Source organism: Gammaproteobacteria bacterium, from assembly GCA_029862005.1.
Classification (GTDB): Bacteria; Pseudomonadota; Gammaproteobacteria.
In genome coordinates this window covers 207,709-225,356 of sequence record JAOTYD010000002.1, presented here as the reverse complement: position 1 = coordinate 225,356, position 17,648 = coordinate 207,709, and the positions used below count along the sequence as shown (strand labels likewise).

Annotated in this window: 13 protein-coding genes and 1 pseudogene; 11 read left to right on the top strand and 3 right to left on the bottom strand. The window is 54.8% G+C overall.

The annotated features are described in order from the left end of the window. Window positions 1–14 precede the first annotated feature (14 nt). The gene (locus OES20_02695; protein ID MDH3633589.1) at window positions 15–515 is read left to right on the top strand and encodes an alpha/beta hydrolase; all 501 of its coding nucleotides are present in this window, start codon (window positions 15–17) and stop codon (window positions 513–515) included. Between the two features lie 11 nt (window positions 516–526). On the opposite strand, the gene OES20_02690 is transcribed toward OES20_02695, so the two are convergent. Continuing rightward, window positions 527–1,174 carry a dimethylsulfoniopropionate lyase gene (locus OES20_02690; protein MDH3633588.1) on the bottom strand — a complete coding sequence of 216 codons (648 nt, stop codon included), beginning with the start codon at window positions 1,172–1,174 and terminating at the stop codon, window positions 527–529. Window positions 1,175–1,252: 78 nt separating this feature from the next. Next, a complete protein-coding gene (locus OES20_02685) occupies window positions 1,253–2,497 on the bottom strand; it encodes an MFS transporter (protein ID MDH3633587.1) in 1,245 nt (414 codons plus the stop codon). Between the two features lie 490 nt (window positions 2,498–2,987). On the opposite strand from OES20_02685, the gene OES20_02680 reads away from it, so the two are divergent. Both OES20_02680 and OES20_02675 read left to right on the top strand, forming a co-directional pair. Then, the gene (locus OES20_02680; GenBank protein ID MDH3633586.1) at window positions 2,988–3,692 is read left to right on the top strand and encodes a helix-hairpin-helix domain-containing protein; all 705 of its coding nucleotides are present in this window, start codon (window positions 2,988–2,990) and stop codon (window positions 3,690–3,692) included. 245 nt (window positions 3,693–3,937) lie between these two features. Continuing rightward, a complete protein-coding gene (locus OES20_02675; GenBank protein MDH3633585.1) occupies window positions 3,938–4,591 on the top strand; it encodes a VOC family protein in 654 nt (217 codons plus the stop codon). 2 nt (window positions 4,592–4,593) lie between these two features. Here the strand turns inward: OES20_02675 and OES20_02670 are convergent, their stop codons facing one another. Continuing rightward, window positions 4,594–5,211 (bottom strand): flavin reductase family protein, encoded by a 618-nt coding sequence (locus tag OES20_02670; GenBank protein MDH3633584.1) that lies wholly within the window; start codon window positions 5,209–5,211, stop codon window positions 4,594–4,596. Between the two features lie 142 nt (window positions 5,212–5,353). Between OES20_02670 and OES20_02665 the strand changes: the two genes are divergently transcribed. The 8 genes and pseudogenes from OES20_02665 (at window position 5,354) to glgX (ending at window position 17,623) form a co-directional block, all read left to right on the top strand. Beyond that, entirely contained in the window at window positions 5,354–5,761 is a 408-nt protein-coding gene (locus OES20_02665; protein MDH3633583.1) for an arsenate reductase ArsC, read from the top strand. Between the two features lie 17 nt (window positions 5,762–5,778). After that, window positions 5,779–6,045 (top strand): annotated as a pseudogene (locus OES20_02660) (hypothetical protein). A 286-nt stretch (window positions 6,046–6,331) separates the two neighbouring features. Then, on the top strand, window positions 6,332–7,606 hold the full coding sequence (gene glgC / locus OES20_02655) for a glucose-1-phosphate adenylyltransferase (protein MDH3633582.1): 1,275 nt from the start codon (window positions 6,332–6,334) through the stop codon (window positions 7,604–7,606). A gap of 6 nt (window positions 7,607–7,612) precedes the next feature. Next, a complete protein-coding gene (locus OES20_02650) occupies window positions 7,613–9,262 on the top strand; it encodes an alpha-D-glucose phosphate-specific phosphoglucomutase (protein ID MDH3633581.1) in 1,650 nt (549 codons plus the stop codon). Then, window positions 9,262–10,821: a glycogen/starch synthase gene (locus tag OES20_02645; protein MDH3633580.1), complete on the top strand. Its 1,560-nt coding sequence runs from the start codon at window positions 9,262–9,264 to the stop codon at window positions 10,819–10,821. Before OES20_02650 ends, OES20_02645 begins: the two co-directional genes overlap by 1 nt. A 12-nt stretch (window positions 10,822–10,833) precedes the next feature. Further along, window positions 10,834–13,002: a 1,4-alpha-glucan branching protein GlgB gene (glgB, locus tag OES20_02640; GenBank protein ID MDH3633579.1), complete on the top strand. Its 2,169-nt coding sequence runs from the start codon at window positions 10,834–10,836 to the stop codon at window positions 13,000–13,002. A gap of 29 nt (window positions 13,003–13,031) precedes the next feature. Then, window positions 13,032–15,527: a glycogen/starch/alpha-glucan phosphorylase gene (locus tag OES20_02635; protein MDH3633578.1), complete on the top strand. Its 2,496-nt coding sequence runs from the start codon at window positions 13,032–13,034 to the stop codon at window positions 15,525–15,527. Window positions 15,528–15,529: 2 nt separating this feature from the next. Next, window positions 15,530–17,623 (top strand): glycogen debranching protein GlgX, encoded by a 2,094-nt coding sequence (glgX, locus tag OES20_02630; protein ID MDH3633577.1) that lies wholly within the window; start codon window positions 15,530–15,532, stop codon window positions 17,621–17,623. Window positions 17,624–17,648: the final 25 nt, after the last annotated feature.

Sequence of the window (17,648 nt, the reverse complement as noted above, 5' to 3'; positions counted from 1 at the left end):
CAGGAATCCAATCATTGAAAGTCGTTTTTTCACACGGCAAGGAAAGCGGTCCCTGGGGTTTTAAAATCAAGCGCCTGGCGGAGATTGCGCGCCAGCAGGGATTCAGCGTCGACAGCATTGATTACACGGACCTGGTGGATCCGGAGCTTCGGGTCGAACGCCTGCTGGCTGCGCTGGAACCGGAAGTCGACGAGTTTGTCCTGGTCGGTTCCAGCATGGGAGGTTATGTTGCGCTGGTCGCATCCGAAACGGTTGCGGCAAAAGGGGTATTCCTGATGGCGCCGGCGCTTTATATGCCCGGCTTCAAACATCAACAGCATGAGCCTAAATCGCCCCATATTGAAATCGTACACGGTTGGTCAGACGACGTGATTCCCGCCGATCACTCGATTGAGTATGCGCGATACTCTGATTGCACGTTGCACCTGATTAGCGGCGACCATGCCTTGAATGGTGTAATCGAAACGGTTGAGCGCCTGTTCGAGCGCTTCCTGGCAACCATTTCGCGGGCATAGGCGGTCGGGACTTAGCCGCAACTGGTGCTTGCATTGTTGTCGGACCAGCCGATGTCGCGCCGGTCGCCCGCATCCAGCCAGCCGGCGAAGGCAAGTAATGGCTTGTCGCGGGTGCGCATCGCGTGCATCTGCCAGCTGTCGTGAAAGACCAGGTCACCGGGTGCGACATCGAACCAGTCGCCTTCGTCGAGACACCACTGCGAGCCCGGGGTCAGCACCAGGTAGACTTCTTTCGGTTCATGGTGATGGCTCGGATAGACGACACCGGGACCGAGCAGCACCAGGCCGCCACGGGGTACCGCGCACCTGATCGGTGCGTCCGGACCAGAGATGCCGACATAGGCGTAACCGTCGAGAAAACTTCGGCTGCTGTTGTTATCGTCGTAGTTTGGATTTTGTGACCACCTCAGGTTATCCATAACGCGTGAAAATCTCCCGGCAATTTCGGCTAAATCAAAGTTCGTGACCAATGACAATGCCTGATCGAGGTGTTGCAGCACTGGAAAATTGTCGCTGAAGCGGGATTCAGAATCCTGCCGTGCCGTAGAGATCGGCTGCGGTATCTCGATCTGGCGCCCGTTTACAATGTCCTGGCGCGCTGCAATTGTATGCCAGATCAGATCATTGAGTTCTTCGAGTTCGTTTTCCCAGGCATTCATCTTCGGAGATGTGGGTCAGGTGGCAATCGGTTGCAAATATACTATCAGATCAAGCCAGTTGCGCTTCGACTTACGTGCTTATCCGCTGGTGGCTTTCGCGGGTAGGGGCTCGATTTCCAGTGGCTTGTAGCGCTGCATGCCAAGCCTGGGGTGCAGCTTGCTGGCAATAAATGCGCAACCAAAAAAACCGGCCGCGGTTAATCCGAATATCGCTTTGAGCGGCGCAAACATCAAAACCAGACTCGCAGCCCCCGGTGTGATGACGCCCGATACGTCACGGTAGGTAGAGTAAACCGCCGACATCTCGGTTCTTTGCGAAGGACGAACCGCCATCAGGAAGGGTAATCCGGCGCACACATCGAGCAGAATCATGAATAGCGATGCCAGTACCAGCAGTGCAATTGTGGCGGATGATCCTGAAAGCCCGGTCGAGGCCAGGAGGAACAGCGTGCCGCTGCACAGGAAACCGATTATAATCGCCAGTCGAACCCGGCCTCGCATGGTTTTTATGATCAACGGGGTCAAGAACAGGAAAGCGTTTGATAATGACAACAAAGCGCCGCCGAGTTGTTCGCTATGGCCGTTTTCGACCGCGTAGATTGGCAGGTAAAGTATGTATACCCACCAGCCGCTTGACTTCATTACCGCAAACGTCCAGCCGGAGACCAGGCGGGGTTGACGCAGAAACCGGTACAGGTAGGCAAATGGATTCGGTGGCACGCCCGCACCGCGATGAATCGCCTTGCCATTTCCAAGTCGGTAATACCAGAAAACAGCGAGTAGCAGGCAGGCTGCGATCGCCGACAGAATAAATGGCGCGGGTTTCCACTGCGTCATCAACCAGATGCCAAGAAAAGGCCCTATAGTCCACGCGGCACCGCTGTAAAATAGCTGCAAGGCCTGGCATTCGCCGAGCTTTACGCGGTTGACGTAATCCATGATGTAAGCGTTAAAGCATACAAAAATCACGACACCGGACAGGGTGAACAGGGCCAACCCTACCGCGAACACCCAGGTGCTCGACCAGGCACAAAGCAGCGCGGCGGCAATAAAGGTGATAACGGCAAGCGTATATAGCCAGCGCCGCGGTATCGAGTGACTTACCCAAGGAACAAGCAGAGTCACCAGCATCGATAGCACGCCGATCATAAAATAGACTTCCGAAACCCGCTGAGCGTCTTCGAAAATCCGATACATCGAAACCGGGAAAACCGAGATCAGTATACCCCTGGATACGCTTTCTATGCCTGACAGGATTGCAAACGCCCTAACGCCGGGTACTTGGCTTGGATTTTGGCTGAGGGTACCTCGGTGAAAGAACATGGCGCAATTCCCTGTGACGATACCGGGGGAGTATAGGCATTGTCTTGAGATAATATTTGCCGATAGCGACGAATTATTTCGATCGATACCAATCGACTTATCGATAGCCGAAACAATCGAAACCGGATAGTTAATATCGGGTATGCGGGACGGGAATCACGTCACCTGTCCGGGACCGATTCCAGCGGGATCTGTGGCACAGTAACCGCCGATTTCGATTTACCAGTTTGGTCCCGTTAATTTGGGAATATCATGAGTATCAGGAAAAATATTTACCGAACAAGGACAGTGTTCGCGACCAGGCAAGCTCCGTGGCTGCCTGATCGCAGCAGTCTATCAGGGAGGGTGATTTGCTCATTTTTCGGCCAATCGAAGCAATGCCTGTTCCCGATTTAACCTGTTCTTGTATTGATGCAGGTCAACTAGTCAATTGCAAAACAGCCTGAAGATGATTAAAAATTATCGGCACCTATTCCGAGGGGGAGAAAAAATGACAACAGCAATCACTGATATACAGGGCATCGGTCCAAGTACCGGAAAAATTCTGATCAAGCATGGTTTCAAAACAGCCGAGGGAATCGCAGGCGCCGCGGTTGATAAACTGGCCCAGGTGCCGGGATTCGGCAAGGTGCGGTCCGCCAAAGTGATTGCAGCGGCGAAGAGAATTGTTTCTGCTTCTCGTGCGGGCAGAACCAGGGCCACCAGTACCGCAGTAAACCGGGGCCTACAAAAACATAGGCAAGCCGCAGTCAATAAATCAACCAAGAAAACGAGCGAAAAACAACGCAAAGAGAAGCTGCGCAAGGAGAAACAACGCAGGGAGAAGCTGCGCAAGGAGAAACAACGCAAAGAGAAGCTGCGTAAGGAGAAACAACGCAAACAGAAGCTGCGCAAGGAGAAACAACGCAAAGAGAAGCTGCGTAAGGAGAAACAACGCAAACAGAAGCTGCGCAAGGAGAAACAACGCAAAGAGAAACAACGCAAAGAGAAGCTGCGCAAGGAGAAACAACGCAAGGAGAAATTACGTAAGGAGAGGCTCAAGAAACAGAAGCTGTCGAAGAAGAAGTCACCAAAGAAGAGACCGCTGAAAAAGAAGCCGGCAAAGAAGAGTTCGGCAAAGAAGAGATCGCCGAAAAAGAAGCCAGCGAAGAAAAGTTCGTCAAAGAAGAAAACAACTCAAAGGCGCAAAAAATAATCGAGCATCTGAGCTAGTCAGTTTTAAAGTAACTCAGGTTCGAGGACCCCAGGCTATTATATTGTTAGCCCTGGTTCGATCCCGGCTGTAAATATCACTATCATGAAGGTCACATTCCTGTGACCGCGCGCCGGCCTGCGTATAGCGGGAGCTAAATACGCAAGCCTGTCAATAAAACTTGTGATAGCCTTTTCAATCAGGAGTCTCTCAACAGGCATTTCAGATCGAAAAAACGAGGCATCGCTATGAGTCTTCAGGGCATCAACCATCTTGCTTTCATCACTGACGACATGGTGACCACCATTCGTTTTTATCGGGATCTGCTGGGTTTGAAACTAAGCGCCGGGATTGGCCACGATGGTTACCGGCATTACTTCTTCCAGCTTGCCGACGGGGAAACCCATGTTGCGTTTTTCGAATATGATGGGGCGACAGTCATGAATCGAAAATTTCCCGGCGATCGCACCAGCCTGCCACTGGGATTTGATCACGTGTCGTTCGCCGTGGAGTCGAGGGAGGATTTATTTGCCCTCAAGGATCGCGTCGAGGCCGCCGGAATCGAGGTCGAGGGTGCGGTCGATCACGGTTTGTTCTGGTCGATTTATTTTTATGACCCGCACAATAATATACCGCTGGAGGCGACCTGGCAGTTCATGGACCTGGAGCAGGCCCCCGCCATCAGTGAGGACGATCCGCTGGATATCGCCGCGGAAGGTTCCGGGCTGCAGCCGGGCCATTGGCCGTCCGTCGAGAAATCGACTCCCGAATCGGAAATGCGGGCCTTGACCGGGAATGGTCAACCGATGCGCGAACATTTCCTTAAAAACGGACTCGCCAGTTTTGCTTCCAACCTGCCGTCGGGATTTCTGGAGTCGCTGTCTGTCGAAGACAACGGCTGATGTTACTCGTCTTGCGGACGTACCATTTCGAACGGATCTTCGACTGCGCTGTATTGCAGGTAACCCAAACGCGCAAGGGGCTGGATCTTTGACAGGTCGACCATGCCGTCGGTGAGCACTTCGTCTTCGATATGAACTCCAATTACGTTACCGATGATCATGGTATTGATACTGTTCTCGAGCGTGCAGGGGAGCTTGATTTCCTGGTGCAAAGTGCATTCCAGGTGAATGGGAGCCTCCTTAACGCGGGGTGATTTCACCAGCACCGAGTCCTCGGTGGTTAACCCGGCAAGCGCCAGTTCATCGACCTCGTGCGCCACCGGTGCGGTGGTGATATTCATTACGTCCTTGAGCGCCAGCGGCACCATGTTGACGACGAATTCACCGCTCGATTTAATGTTATAGAGGGTGTCTTTTTCGCCACCATGCTCGTGATAGCCATTAAAGGAAATCATCACCATGGGTGGATCACTCGCGATCGCGTTAAAAAAACTAAAGGGCGCGAGATTTACCGTCCCATCGGGATGGATTGAACTCACCCAGGCAATGGGTCGCGGCGCCACGCAACTCTTAAAAGGATTATGCGGTAGATCATGAGGTTCGCTGGTTTTGTAAAACATGTAGTACCCGGCAGCTGATCAAACGCCGAAAGTAGCATTATTAATCGCAAGCCGTAAACCTTGTATTTTGACACCAGTCATTATCATATGATTTGTGATGGAGTATTGTTTGCTCTTCAAATAAAGCACGGGGATGTCGCTAATGAAAAAAGTCCTGTTCGTTTGCATTGAAAATTCCTGTCGCAGTCAGATGGCAGAAGCATTCGCAAAAATTTATGGGACAGGCGTAATCGACTCATACTCAAGTGGTTCACGCCCCTCAGGTTTTGTAAATGAAAAAGCCATAAGCGCCATGCATGATATTGGATATGACTTGATGGCCCACGAATCAAAATCGTTGGATGACATTCCACAAGTAGAGTTCGAATATGTTATTACCATGGGTTGTGGTGACGAATGCCCCTTTGTGCGGGCGAAAAATAGACAGGACTGGCTGATACCGGACCCAAAACATATGGACGAGGTCGGATTTGGTGAGGTTCGTAATACGATCAAGGACAACGTAATCCGACTGATCGAGGAGATCAAGACCTTAAGCCGGCAGGTCTGAATTACCGATATTCAACTTTTATCGATGATATTCGACAAGCGTTGCTGGCTTCGAAAATCGTGTCTTACGCACAGGGCTATTTACTGATGCGTGAAGCCGTCGAAACATCCACGCTGAGTTATTTCGATGGTTACCGTTCGGAACGCCTGCCCGCCAACCTGCTGCAGGCACAAAGGGATTATTTCGGCGCGCATACCTACGAGTGTACCGACCGGGCTTGTGGCGAATTCTTTCGTACCAATTGGACCGGCCGTGGTGGCGATACCGCCTCCTCGACTTACAGTGCTCAGGGCACAATTGCGTCAATAGTCGCTTGCAGAGAGAAAATTTCAGCGCTTCGCGCTTGCACAATTTGAGTGCAAACAGGGTCCTCGGTGATTACCAGGTTAGATCGTTAATCAAGATTTCGGTCGTCTAGCAGATCGGCGTATTGTCTGTAATATCAAACGTTTATCGAGATCGATCCAAGGCCGGAGGTATCTTTTTCGCTTCAACCTAGTACCATTGGCCGATTTAAAGGCCGAACTGAGGTGCGACCGGTACCGTATTCAGAGTCCTGCCTGTAACCATATGAAAACTCAGAACCATACACGCTTTGTCAGTCGCCTCACCCGCCAGACGCTCGCGCTGGTGCTTGCCGGGGGCCGCGGCTCCCGACTCTACGAACTGACCGACTGGCGCGCCAAGCCCGCGGTCCCCTTTGGCGGCAAGTTCCGCATTATCGATTTCCCGCTGTCGAACTGCATCAACTCGGGTATTCGCCGGATAGGTGTGTTGACGCAGTACAAGGCCCATTCCCTGATCAGGCACCTGGTTCGCGGCTGGAGCCGATTCGATAGCGAGCTGGACGAATTCGTGGAAATACTCCCCGCTTCGCAGCGTGCCGGCGGCGAGTGGTACCTGGGCACCGCCGACGCGGTCTATCAAAACCTCGATATCATGCGTACGCACCAACCTGAATACGTGCTGATTTTATCGGGTGATCATATTTACAAAATGGACTATGGCGACCTGATCGCCACGCATGCGAAAACCAGGGCTGATATGACGATCGCCTGTCTCGAAGTGCCACTCGAGGAAGCAGCCGACGCCTTTGGCGTCATGACCGTCAACGAATCCGGTCGTATCATCGAGTTCAATGAAAAACCGGCCAATCCAGCGCCGATGCCCGGGCAGCCGGGACTCTGCCTGGCGTCGATGGGAAACTACCTGTTCAACACCGAGTTCCTGTACGAGCAATTGATCAAGGATGCCGACGACTCAAAATCCGGACACGATTTCGGCAAAGACATTATCCCGTCGATTATCGAAAAGTATCAGGTATTCGCGTACCCGTTTCGCGACATGGACACCGGAGAACGCACCTACTGGCGGGATGTCGGCACGCTGGATGCTTTCTGGGAAGCCAACATGGAGCTCGTTAACGTGACACCCGAGCTGAACCTTTACGATTCCAGTTGGCCGATCCTGACGCACCAGGTGCAGCTGCCGCCGGCCAAGTTCGTATTTGACCGGGAAGACCGTCGCGGCGTGGCAATCGACTCGATGGTTTCGGGTGGTTGCGTGATTTCGGGTTCACTGGTCAAGAACTCGTTGCTGTTCTCCAACGTCAGGATTCATTCCTTCGGCGAAATACACGATAGCGTTATTATGCCCGATGTCGAAATCGGCCGTAACGTCCGCATCAACAAGGCCATCATCGATCGAGGTTGTACGATTGAGCCCGACATGGTGATTGGCGAAGACCCTGAACAGGATAAACAGCGCGGTTTTCGGGTCACCGAAAAAGGCATTGTCCTGGTAACGCCCGATATGTTGAATCAGCCGACCCACGCAAGAAGGTAGCACAGCATGACGAATCGAAAAACGATCGCCACCCGTCCGTTTGGCGATCAGAAACCGGGTACGTCGGGGCTGCGCAAAAAAGTACGCGTATTTCAGCAGACGCATTACCTGGAGAACTTTGTGCAGTCGATTTTCGACGCCACCACAAACGATGCGGATGAGCTCGGTGACAAGGCCCTGGTCGTCGGAGGCGATGGGCGTTTTTATAACGACGAGGCCTTGCAGATAATTATCAGGATGGCTGCCGCGAATGGATTTAATAAGGTGATCGCGGGGCAAAACGGTCTGCTGTCAACACCGGCAGCATCCTGCGTTATTCGTAAATACAGGGCTTTTGGTGGAATTATCCTGTCCGCCAGCCACAATCCCGGTGGTCCGGATGCAGATTTCGGCATTAAGTTCAACAGCGCCAACGGGGGGCCGGCCAGTGAAGAGCTGACGACTGCGATCTTTCAGCATAGCCGGGAAATCGAGCAATATCATATCCTCGAATCGACCCGCATCGATCTCGGCCATATCGGTAGTCAACAGCTGGGTGACATGCACATCGAGGTGATAGATCCGGTGGACAATTACGCGCAATTGATGGAGCAATTGTTCGACTTCCAGCAAATTAGGGAGCTGCTGACCGGTGGATCATTCAGACTGAAGTTTGATGCGATGAGCGCGATTACCGGTCCCTATGCTCACCGCATTCTGGAACAAAAGCTGGGCGCCCCCGAATGCAGCGTGGTACGCGGCACGCCGCTGCAGGATTTTGGTGGTGGGCACCCGGATCCGAACCTCGCCCATGCACCCGGGTTACTGCGACAATTGAGCGGCGCCGACGCGGCTGATTTTGGCGCGGCGTCTGATGGTGACGGTGACCGCAACATGATTCTGGGCGCGAACTTCTACGTGACCCCGAGCGACAGTCTGGCGGTGCTGGCTGCTAACGCCACGCTGGTACCGGGCTACCGCAGCGGGCTCGCGGGCGTGGCCCGTTCCATGCCGACCAGCCAGGCGGTGGACCGCGTCGCAACCGGGCTTAACATTCCCTGTTTCGAAACACCAACCGGCTGGAAATTTTTCGGTAACCTGCTCGATGCCGGCAAAATCACATTATGCGGCGAAGAATCGTTCGGTACCGGTTCGAATCACGTGCGCGAGAAAGATGGACTGTGGGCAGTCCTGTTCTGGCTCAATATTCTCGCTGCCAGGGACGAATCGGTCAGCGATATCGTGCAACAGCACTGGCGCCAGTATGGCCGTGACTACTATACGCGCCACGATTACGAGGCCGTAGCAAGCGATGCGGCACAGTCGTTGATGGCAGCGTTGCGTCAACAAGTCGATGCATTGGCCGGGAAACATTTTGGCCGTTACGAGATCGAGCTCGCCGATGATTTCAGCTACACCGATCCGGTCGACGGCAGTCAAAGCGATCACCAGGGACTGCGCATTCTGATGCGCGACGGTGCCCGTATTATCTTCCGCCTGTCCGGTACCGGTACCCAGGGAGCAACACTGCGGGTTTACATCGAAGATCACGAGACCGACCTGTCGCACCAGTCCGAGAACCCACAGGATGCACTCGGTGAAATGATCGACCTCGCGCGCCAGCTTGCACGAATCGAACATTACACCGGCCGCAGCAGTCCGGACGTGGTGACCTGATGACGCACATTCTCATGGTCGCGGCCGAAAACGGCGCTTTACCGGGTGGCAAGGTTGGCGGTATTGGTGATGTCGTGCATGACATTCCAACGGCACTGGCGCGCCGCAAATGTCCGGTTTCGGTCGTCACCCCGGCTTATGGCGTGTTCGGCAACCTGGCAGCTGCGAAGCCCTTGCAAACCCTCAAGGTGAATTTTGGCGGCGCTACCGAAAAGCTGAAACTATACCGACTGGACGGGATTGGCACCGACAAGGTTCAGCATTACGTCGTTGAGCATCCCTTATTCAGCAGTTGTGGTGTCGGTAAAATCTATTGCGACGATCCACCCGGGCAACCTTTTAAAACCGATGCCGGCAAGTTTGCGCTGTTTTGCCTGGCCGTTGCCGAAGCCGTAGAACAAAAAGTTTTCGCCGATCTCGACGTGCTGCACCTGAACGACTGGCACACGGCCTTCCTGGCTATTCTACGGCGTTATGACACTGGTCATCGCGCACTGCAGAAGTTGCGCTGCGTGTACAGCATCCATAACCTTGCGGTGCAGGGCGTTCGACCCTTTGCCAATGATGACTCGTCGCTCGAGGAGTGGTACCCGGACCTGGTTTACGAGCGCAGTCAACTGGCCGACCCGCGCTGGTCGGACTGCGTTAATCCCATGGCCAGCGCAATCCGTCTCGCCGATGTGGTACACACGGTATCGCCGAGTTATGCCGAGGAAATCCTGCGGCCGGAGGATCCCGACCATGGGCGCCACGGTGGCGAGGGTCTCGAACTGGATCTGCGCAAGGCCAGCGATGACAAGCGCCTGTTCGGAATCCTCAACGGTTGCGAATACCCGGCAGCGGTTGCACCGGCATTGCCCGACTGGCCATCCTTACTGCAGCGCATGCGCGAATTGATCCTGCAGTGGGCGAGTCTCAATACGGAGCTGGCCAGTACGCATTTTATCGCACATCACTCGCTCGAGCGGCTCACCGATAAACGCCCGACAATGTTACTCACCAGCGTTGGTCGGATTACCGAACAGAAGGTCGGCCTGATGCGCGAGCCAGCCACTTCGGGTCAACCCGCGTTGCACCTGGCGCTCGAGGCACTGGACGACGAAGGTATGCTGCTGATGATTGGCTCGGGTGACCCCGAGTGCGAGCAGTTTTTAAACGCGACCATGGCAACCCACCGCAATTTCATCTTCCTGCGCGGGTACTCTGACGAGCTTGCCGAAGCCCTCTACGGGCAGGGTGACCTGTTTTTCATGCCGAGTTCTTTTGAACCCTGTGGTATCAGCCAGATGCTGGCCCTGCGCGCAGGCCAGCCCTGCCTGGTGCATCATGTTGGCGGGTTGCGCGATACGGTTAAAGATAACAGTACTGGTTTTGCCTTTACCGGCGAAACTCCGACCGAACAGGCCGACGCGCTGGTCAAGACCGTGCAGCGTGCACTTGCCCAGTTTAAGAAAAAATCCGGCAGGTGGCAGTCCATGCGCAAGGCCGCCGCCGCCGCGAGATTCGAGTGGGCCGACAGCATCGATGCCTATTTGAAACATCTTTACCAGAAAAAATAAACTACCAGACTCATGGCAACCCTGGAATCCAATTACGAATCCATTGCGCAAGGCCGGCACGGTGACCCGTTTAAAATTCTGGGCCCGCATGGCGCCAGAAAAAACTGGACGGTGCGCAGCTGGCAACCACAGGTCCGGGCGATGGAGCTCGTCGATGCCAACGACGAAGTGCTGGTGAAGATGCAGCGGGTGCATGGCGATGGCCTGTTCGAAGCGCGTCTGCCTTTGCCGATTGCTTCCTATCGGCTACGCCTGTTTGAAAACGATCACAGTTACGTCATCGAAGATCCCTACCGTTTCGCGTCACCGTTTGGTGATCTCGACCGCCACTTGATGCGGGAAGGGAAACTGCGAAACCTCGTGGACAAACTCGGTGCCCACGTTATTGAAATCGACGGCGTCAAGGGTGTGCATTTCGCGGTGTGGGCGCCTGCTGCAAGTCGCGTCAGCGTGATCGGCCTGTTCAACGGCTGGGACGGTCGTCGCCACCCGATGCGGCGCCACCCTACGGGTGGTGTCTGGGATATCTTTATCCCGAGTCTTTGTCCCGGTGATTACTACAAGTACGAGATACTCGACGCCGACGGAAAGCGATTACCGCTGAAGGCAGATCCTTTCGCGCGCCAAATGGAACAGGCACCGGGTAACGCGTCGATCGTGTACGACGATGACTACCATTGGCAGGATGCTGACTGGATCGGCAACCGGCGTAATAGCAGCACGCTCGATCAGCCCATGTCGATTTACGAGGTTCATCTCGGCTCCTGGCGCAGGCAGGCTGACGGCAACCAGGTATTGAGCTACCGTGAACTCGCCTCAAGCCTCGTGCCTTATGCCAGGGACATGGGTTATACCCATATCGAACTGTTGCCGGTGAGCGAACACCCCTTCGAAGGTTCCTGGGGCTACCAGCCCGTCGGATTGTTTGCACCGACCTCCCGTTTCGGTAACCCGGAAGATTTCAAGTTTTTCGTTGATAGCTGTCATCAACAGGGCATTGGCGTGATCATGGACTGGGTCCCGGCGCATTTTCCGCGCGACGACTTCGGCCTCGGCCAGTTCGACGGAACGCATCTCTACGAACATGCCGACCCGCGCCAGGGGGCACATCCTGATTGGGGTACGCTGATTTTTAATTTCGGCCGCCCCGAGGTTGTCAACTACCTGATCGCCAACGCCCTGTTCTGGGTCGAGGAATACCACATCGATGCGTTGCGGGTCGATGCCGTCGCGTCGATGCTCTACCTCGACTACTCGCGCGCACGGGGTGAATGGATACCGAATCAATACGGCGGCAATGAAAACCTGGAGGCAGTAGCATTTTTACGCCTGATGAATGAACAGGTGCATGCCAGCGGCGCGGTCACCATGGCGGAAGAATCGACTGCCTGGCCGGGCGTCTCGCATCCGGTTTACGCGGGTGGACTCGGTTTCAGTTACAAGTGGAACATGGGCTGGATGCACGATAGCCTGGGCTACTTCGGCGAGGACCCGGTGCATCGACGCTACCACCACGACAAGCTGACATTCGGGCTGCTGTACGCGTTCAGCGAAAACTTTATCCTGCCGCTTTCTCACGACGAAGTGGTGCACGGCAAGGGTTCCTTGATCGCACGTATGCCCGGGGACGAATGGCAGGCATTTTCAAATCTTCGGCTTTACTACGCATTCATGTACACGCATCCGGGCAAGAAATTGCTTTTCATGGGTGGTGAATTCGCGCAGAAGCGCGAATGGAATCATGATATTTCGCTCGACTGGCATTTGCTCGATCAACCCGAGCACGCCGGTATCCAGCGCCTGGTGCAAGACTTGAACCATTTTTATCGCGATACCGCTGCGCTCTACCAGAAAGACTTCAGTGCCGAGGGCTTCGAATGGATCGACTGTAGCGATAACGTGCAGGGCGTGATTGCGTTTTTACGCCGCGGCTCGAATCCTGCCGACCTGGTGGTTGCGGTGTGCAACATGACGCCGGTGATCCGCAGCAGTTATCGTATCGGTGTGCCGGTGGCGGGCCGCTACCGGGAGCGAATCAACAGCGACGCCAGCGTCTACGGTGGCAGCGGCGTCGGCAACCTCGGTGAGGTCAGCTCCGAAGTGATTGCCGTGCATGGACGCGACCATTCCTTGAGTTTGACCTTGCCGCCTTTAGCGACTTTAATCCTGACACTTGAGTAACAGAAATTTCCAGATCGAATACCAGTAACATGAGCAAGCACAACAAAACTGAAACCACAGTACTCACGCCACCGGGTTATGATAGCGAAAGTCTGGTGAAAGATTTTCGACGTTATTTCAGTCACACCCTGGGACGTAATCATTACCAGAGTACGCCGCATTACGAGTACATCGCGCTGGCGATGACGCTGCGCGATCGTCTCATGGTGGGCGTTAACAATACCCGTCACGGTTACGAACATCATGACAGCCGTCGGGTCAGTTACCTGTCGATGGAATACCTGCTTGGTCGCAGCCTGCGCAACGCGGCTTTGAACCTGGATCTCGGCGATGAGTTCAGCGCGGCACTCGACCAGCTTGGCCTCGATGAAGAAGAGATTGTCGAGCTCGAACACGATGCCGGGCTCGGTAACGGCGGCCTCGGGCGACTTGCTGCCTGTTTTCTCGATAGTTGTGCAACCCTGGGTCTGCCGGTTATCGGCTACGGCATCCGCTACCAGTACGGCATGTTTCGCCAGAAAATAACAGATGGACACCAGGTCGAGGAACCGGATTCCTGGTTACGCGGCGGCCACCCCTGGGAAATCGAGCGTCCCGAGTACGAACAGCCGGTGCAGTTTGGCGGGCGCGTCGAACGTTATATCGACGAGGATGGGCGCGGCCACACGCGCTGGGTCGATACCCACGACGTGCTGGCGATTCCGTTCGATATCCCGGTGCCGGGTTACCAGAATGGAACGGTTAACACGCTGAGGCTCTGGTCAGCCATCGCTACCGACGAATTCAACCTGGGCGAGTTCAATGCCGGCAGCTACACCGAAGCGGTTGCCGCAAGGACCGCGGCTGAAAACATTACCATGGTGTTATACCCGAACGATGCCAGTGAAAGTGGCAAGGAGCTGCGCCTGCGACAACAGTATTTTCTAGCCTCGGCGAGCCTCAAGGACGTGTTCAGGCAATGGGTAAATCGTCACGGTGAGAATTTTGAACAGTTTGCCGACAAGCACTGCTTCCAGTTAAATGACACGCACCCAAGCATTGCCGTGGCCGAGCTCATGCGCCTGCTGATCGACGTCCATGGCCTCGAGTGGGAAGCGGCCTGGAACATTACCAGTAATTGCATGGCCTATACCAACCACACGCTGCTGCCGGAAGCGCTCGAGTGCTGGCCGGTTAGCCTGTTCGAGCAGGTGGTGCCGCGGGTCATGGAAATCGTGCGTGAAATTAACAGCCGTTTCATCGCTGAAATCGAGGCCCGTTGGCCCAGGGACTTAAGCTACCGTGAGCGCATGGCGATCATCACCGAGGGTCCCGAGCCAATCGTGCGTATGGCCCATCTCGCCATTGTCGGCAGTTACTCGGTGAACGGCGTTGCTGAATTGCACTCGAAACTGTTGAAGCAGGGCCTGTTCAGCGATTTTCACGAACTCTGGCCAACCCGGCTCAATAATAAGACCAACGGCGTTACCCAGCGGCGTTGGCTCAAGGCCTGCAATCCCGATCTCTCAAAGCTGATTACGGCAAGTATTGGAGAAGGCTGGATCACCGACCTCGACCATCTCGGAAACCTGGCTCCTTTAGCCAGCGATGCCGCTTTCCGCGAATCCTGGCGTTCGGTCAAGCAGGCCAACAAGATGAAGGTGGCTGAACTGGTTAAAGAGGGCTGCGGCATTGACCTCTATCCCGATGCGATTTTCGATGTGCAGGTGAAGCGCATTCACGAATACAAACGTCAGCTGCTCAACGTACTGCACGTGATTCACCTGTTACAAAGGATTCATCACGGCGATACTGGCGACTGGACCCCGCGCTGTGTGCTGATCGGCGGTAAAGCCGCCCCCGGTTATTTCATGGCCAAGCTCATTATCAAGTTGATCAATAATGTCGCCGAGGTGATTAACGCTGATCCCCGAACCCGGGGACTGTTACGCCTGGTATTTTTGCCCAACTATAATGTCAGCACCATGGAAACGCTTTGCCCGGGTTGCGACCTGTCTGTGCAAATCTCGACTGCTGGCAAAGAAGCCTCTGGTACCGGCAACATGAAATTCATGATCAACGGTGCGCTCACCATCGGCACGCTGGACGGTGCTAATATCGAGATCCGTGAAGCCGTGGGCGCCGATAATTTTTTCCTCTGCGGTATGAACGCCGAAGAGGTTGCAAAAACGCGTAAGCAGTATGATCCGAAAGCGATTGTCGCCGCGGACGATGACTTGGGCGAGGTTATGAAGGTGCTGCAGAGTGGTCACTTCAACCTTACGGAACCGGGTATTTTCAATCCGATCATAGACAGTATTTTGAGCCCACAGGATGCGTGGATGACGGCCGCCGACTTTAGCAGTTTCGTCGCTGCTCAGCGGCAGGTTGCGAGCACCTTCGTGGACAAGGAGCGCTGGACCGAAATGAGTATTCTCAATACCGCGGCCAGCGGGCGTTTCTCATCCGATCGTACCATCCGCGAATACAACGAAGACATCTGGCGACTCGAGCCGGTATCAGCCGTCAAGGAACCCGGTCACTGACCATGATCCGCAAGTTGCGTGGAACACCACAACCGCTCGGTGCCGACTGGGATGGCCACGGGGTGAACTTCGCGCTGTTCTCGGCTAACGCGGAAAAAGTCGAGCTGTGCCTGTTCGATGCCGAAACCGACACCGAAACCGAGCGCTTCGAACTCGAACACAGCGGCGAGGTCTGGCATGCCTATTTAACCGGCTGCGGGCCCGGTACGGTATATGGCTATCGCGTCTACGGACCCTATGACCCGCAGAGCGGTCACCGTTTCAATCCAAACAAGGTATTGATCGATCCCTACGCCAGGCAGCTGAGCGGTAAACTGCAGTGGGATGATGCCGTATATGGATTCGAACTGGATGACGAAGAACAGGACCTGAGTTTTAACGACAGCGACAGCGCCCGGTTTGTGCCGAAATCGGTCGTCGTCAATGAAGTTTTCGACTGGCACCATGATCGCCCGCCCCGGATACCCTGGCCGCAAACGGTAATCTACGAAACCCACGTACGCGGTTTTACGATGCTGAACCCGGAAGTAGACGAAAACCAACGCGGCAGTTTTGCAGGGCTGGCATCGGATAGCGTCATTGCCTACCTGAAGTCACTCGGCGTTACCGCGCTGGAACTGCAGCCGATACACGCTTTTGTCGACGACCACTTCCTGGTCAAAAAAGAGCTTACGAATTACTGGGGATATAACAGCATCGGTTTCTTCGCCGCCGAAACACGATACCTGTCAAACGGGGATCGCAACGAGTTCAAGGCCATGGTCCGGCGTCTGCATGAAGCCAATATCGAAGTCATTCTCGATGTCGTCTACAACCATACGGCCGAAGGCGACCAGTCGGGCCCGACGCTTTGCTTTCGCGGAATCGACAATGCCAGTTACTATCGTCTGCTGGACGATGATAAGCGGGCCTACATTAACGATAGCGGTTGTGGCAACACGCTCAACGTTAACCATCCGCGGGTATTGCAGATGGTTATCGATAGCCTTCGCCACTGGGTAATCGATATGCATGTCGACGGATTTCGTTTCGATCTCGCGGTCAGTCTCGGCAGGGGGCCGCAAGGCTTTGATGGCTATAGCGAATTTTTCAAGGCCATTCATTCGGATGCGGTGCTTTCGCAGGTGAAGCTCATCGCCGAGCCCTGGGATATCGGACCGGGGGGCTATCAACTGGGTGGTTTTCCGCCTGGCTGGTCGGAATGGAATGACCGCTTTCGCGATTGCGTGCGTCGCTACTGGCACGGCGACTCCGGCGTTTTACCTGAACTGGCGCGCAGCCTGCACGGTTCGAGCGATCTGTTCGAGCACAATGGTCGCAGGCCCTCGGCCAGCATTAACCTGATCACCACCCACGATGGATTCACGCTCACGGACCTGGTTAGCTATAACGAACGTCACAACGAAGCCAACGGCGAGAACAATGAGGATGGGCATAACGCCAACTTTAGTAACAACTATGGCGTCGAAGGTCCGAGTGGCGATGTGGAGATTAATCAGCTGCGCCAGCGCCAGCGCCGCAACCTGCTGGCGACTTTGTTTCTCGCACAGGGAACCCCGATGCTGCTCGCCGGGGATGAACTCGGGCGCAGCCAGCAGGGCAACAATAACGCTTATTGCCAGGATAACGAGATTACCTGGCTGGACTGGTCCGCGCTTGAGCACGAATCAGAATTGCTCGATTTTGTGCGCAGCCTGATCAGTCTTCGGTTAAATTACCCAATGCTGCACCGCGACCGCTTCGTGCATGGCGAGGAACAGTTCGAGCCCAGTGGTTTCAGCGACATACAGTGGTTACGTGCCGACGGTGAAACCATGCAGGATTCCGACTGGCACGATACCCAACATAACTTCCTCGCCATGTTGTTAGCGGCAGAAGTCTTGCCCGCGAGAGATCCGCGCTTTGACGGCGAGACCGAAGCCGCGCTGCTCATCGTTTTAAATGCCGATCCGACACCGGTCGAATTTGTCTTGCCAAAGAGCGAGTTTCACTGGCACCGCATATTCACCACTGCAGGTTCAGAAGCACCGATCAACGGTAATGAAACCGTGGAGATCGAGCAGCGTTCGGTACAGTTGTTCGAATTACGAATGTGATTGCCCCAGGCGCATGACTGGCTAA